Annotated in this window: 2 protein-coding genes; both read left to right on the top strand. The window is 36.2% G+C overall.

Translation table 11 applies throughout. The annotated features are described in order from the left end of the window. Nucleotides 1-277, top strand: a 277-nt coding sequence (locus tag MK119_RS24060; protein ID WP_290684257.1) for a hypothetical protein, incomplete at its 5' end; no start/stop codon positions are given. Nucleotides 278-281: 4 nt separating this feature from the next. Next, nucleotides 282-3,568 (top strand): DUF6443 domain-containing protein (locus MK119_RS24055; protein ID WP_290684254.1); only part of this gene is annotated, 3,287 nt, incomplete at its 3' end.

The following is a 3,568-nucleotide window of genomic DNA, read 5'->3' as shown; positions in this document are numbered from 1 at the left end:
AGCCATCAACAATGCTATAAATGCTTCTAATGCTGATATAGACTCTATTTCAGAGGAATTTCTGAGAACCAAACTCAATGAGCTTCGGACTGCATTTCCAAATGCTATGGTAAGTACCTATACCTACAATCCATTAATTGGAGTCACCAGTATTACTGATGTCAAAGGATACACAAGCTACTTTGAGTATGATGATTCTTATCGACTCAAAACGGTGAAAGATGCCGACGGAAACATGCTTTCTAAAAACGAATATAACTACAGAAACAATGACTAAGACAATGAAAAAACTCATTTATATAATCCTATTGGTAGCGCCAATATTAGTCCTTGGTCAGACTACCACAGAAAATTATGTTAAAAAAACAACATACTTACAACCGACTCAAGATGGAACGGTCGCAAATAAAGATGATAAAGTAGAAACCATTACCTATTACGATGGTTTGGGACGACCAAAACAGCAAATCAATGCCAGAAGCGGTGGAAATGGATATGATATTATTATCCCATTTACTTATGATGATTTTGGAAGACAACATATAGAATACTTACCCTATGTTAATCCAGGCCAAGGAATCGGAACTTCAAATTTGAGCTATCAAGATAATGATGGAATTATAAACGGAGGTTTGTCAACCTATTACAATTCAAAATTCCCAGATGATTTGGGTGGAACTATCATCAATCCGTATAGTGAAAAACAATTCGATAATTCGCCACTTAATAGAGTTTTAAAACAAGGGGCTCCTGGAGAAGATTGGCGTATTGATCCAACTTCTGATGATGATCATACCATCAAAATGGACTATCAAGCGAATTCAACTAGCGATAATGTAAAGCTATTTGAGGTTTCACATCCTGCAGGAGATACGGAAACGATTAGTTTAACAGATGTTGGATTTTATACTGCTGGAGAACTGTATAAAAATAATATTAAAGATGAAAACTGGACAGATGATGGTACGCCAAATCATACCACAGAAGAATTTAAAAATCACTTAGGGCAAGTCGTTCTAAAAAGAACGTACAACGAAAGTATTCCGCATGATACCTATTATATCTATGATGATTTTGGAAATTTAACCTATGTGTTGCCACCAAAGGTGAATACAGCAGATGGTGTTTCAGCCAGTGAACTTTCAGAATTATGTTATCAATACAAGTATGACCATAGAAACAGACTCATAGAAAAGAAAATTCCAGGAAAAGGATGGGAATATATTCTATATGACAAACTAGACCGCCCTGTGCTTACGCAAGATGCCAAACAAAGAATGAAAAATGAATGGCTATTCACTAAATATGATGTTTTTGGTAGGGTTGCCTACACAGGAATCTTCGAAAATTTTGACGGTATTGATGATCTAAAAGAAAATATCAACGAATCCGATCTTTTTGAGACACGAACCATAACTGAAAATACTATTTCAGGAACTACGATCTTTTATACTGGAAATGTTTTTCCACAAGCTGACGAACCTGTTGAAATTTTAACCATCAATTATTATGACGATTACAATTGGAATACTGGAGAACATTTTTCTGATTCCTATGATTTTGACACGGGTTCAACTGCTAGCTTAGAAGTTACAAGTGATGGAACCATCACAAAAACACTCCCAACGAGTTGGGATAATTCAGGATTTATTTCCAATGAACAAATTACTGGCGATGGTTTTATTGAGTTTACAGTGACTCAAACTGATAAAAGAGTCATGATTGGTCTTTCCGCATATGATTCAGCTACAGGAAATCACTACACTACAATAGACTATGCTATTTACCTTGGCTACGGAACTGCTTCTAGAGTATACATCTTCCAAAACGGGAGCTCAATAGCAATTCCTTACACCAATTTTGTGATAGGAGATACTTTCAAAGTAGAGCGCGTAGGAACTCAAATACGTTACAAAAAAAATGGGATTGTCTTTTATGCTACAGAAGCCCCAAACGCACCTTTGGTTGGAGATGCTTCTTTTTGTGATACAGGAGTACAATTAGAAAACGTTCGAATCGGATATGCCGCATTTGGAGCAGAATTTTCAACCGCAACCAAAGGCTTACCAACTGGAAGTAAAGTGCGAGTATTGGAAACCGAAAAATGGATTACTTCTGTTTCTTATTATGATGAGAAAGGACAAGCAGTTTATACTACTTCCAACAACGAATATCTAGTAGCAAAAGATGCGATTAGCAGTCAACTAGATTTCTCTGGAAAAGTTTTAACCACCAAAAGTATTCACACAAAAGGAACAGCAGCTCCCATAGTAACGAATGATGCTTTTACATACGATCATACAGGAAGAATGCTACGACAAATACAAACTATTGATGGTAATGCTCCGCAACTCATTGCGAAAAATAACTATGATGAATTAGGACAACTAATTCAAAAACAAGTTGGCGGGGCACTACCTACAATATCTACGTATACAAATTTGGATGGTACTAGCGAGACAGCTGGACTCATTTCTAAGACAGGAACTGTTGCCGGTTGGAATGCAGGTTTAACCACAGCTGATGCCATTACAGGTGATGGATATATCAAATTCACGACGCTTCAAACGAATAAACCTATTATGGTTGGGCTTAACAATACAGCCAGTACGAGTACAAATCATAGCGATATTGAATATAGAATGTATTTAAAATCGAATGGTGTTGTTTGTATCTATGAATTATGGAGCAATAGAGGTGATAAAACTACCTACAGCCCTGGCGATATCTTATCGATTGAACGTAGAGGAATACAAATCTATTACCTAAAAAATGGAGAAGTATTCTATACCTCTGAAGTATTGGCAACGGATACTGAATATTATGGAGATATTTCTATGTGGAGTCATGACGCAAATCCGCAACTCAAAGATTTAGTCATTGTCGATTTAGAAAAAGAACTCCAAGAAGTTGATTATACCTATAACATTCGCGGTTGGTTAAAAGGCATCAATGAAGTAGGTAATTTAGGAAACGATTTGTTCAGTTTTGGATTACAATACAATGACATTGCCGATGCAAGTAAAAAACTATACAACGGAAACATCAGCAGTACGTCTTGGCAAACACAAAATGTAGACAATAGTGTCAAGAATTATGTATACACCTACGATGCCTTAAATCGTATCGAAACCGCTATTGATAATACTGGAAACTACAACCTAAACTGGGTAGGATACGATAAAAATGGTAACATCACGGAATTGGAACGTCAAGGTCACAGAAATACTGATGCGACCGATTTTGGAGCTATGGATTTATTAAACTATCACTATCAGGGGAATCAGTTATTGTCTGTAGAAGATGAAAGTGGAATAGCGTTTGGGTTTCACGACGGAAACACTATTCGAAATGATTATGTCTATGATGTCAATGGAAATATGGTTACAGACATGAATAAAGGTATCGTAGATATTGCATACAATCATTTAAACTTACCCACTACTATCGAAATTGAAGGAGCTACTGAAGAAGGCGAAATTACCTATGTGTACGATGCTATTGGTACAAAACTCAAAAAAATAGTACGTGATGAAAATGATACGAGTGTTACTGAAACAGTATATGC

Origin of the sequence: Kordia sp. (assembly GCF_022447245.1) — a bacterium.
Classification (GTDB): domain Bacteria; phylum Bacteroidota; class Bacteroidia; order Flavobacteriales; family Flavobacteriaceae; genus Kordia.
The sequence above is the reverse complement of the archived record's forward strand: the minus strand, read 5'-3'. Positions and strand labels throughout refer to the sequence as shown.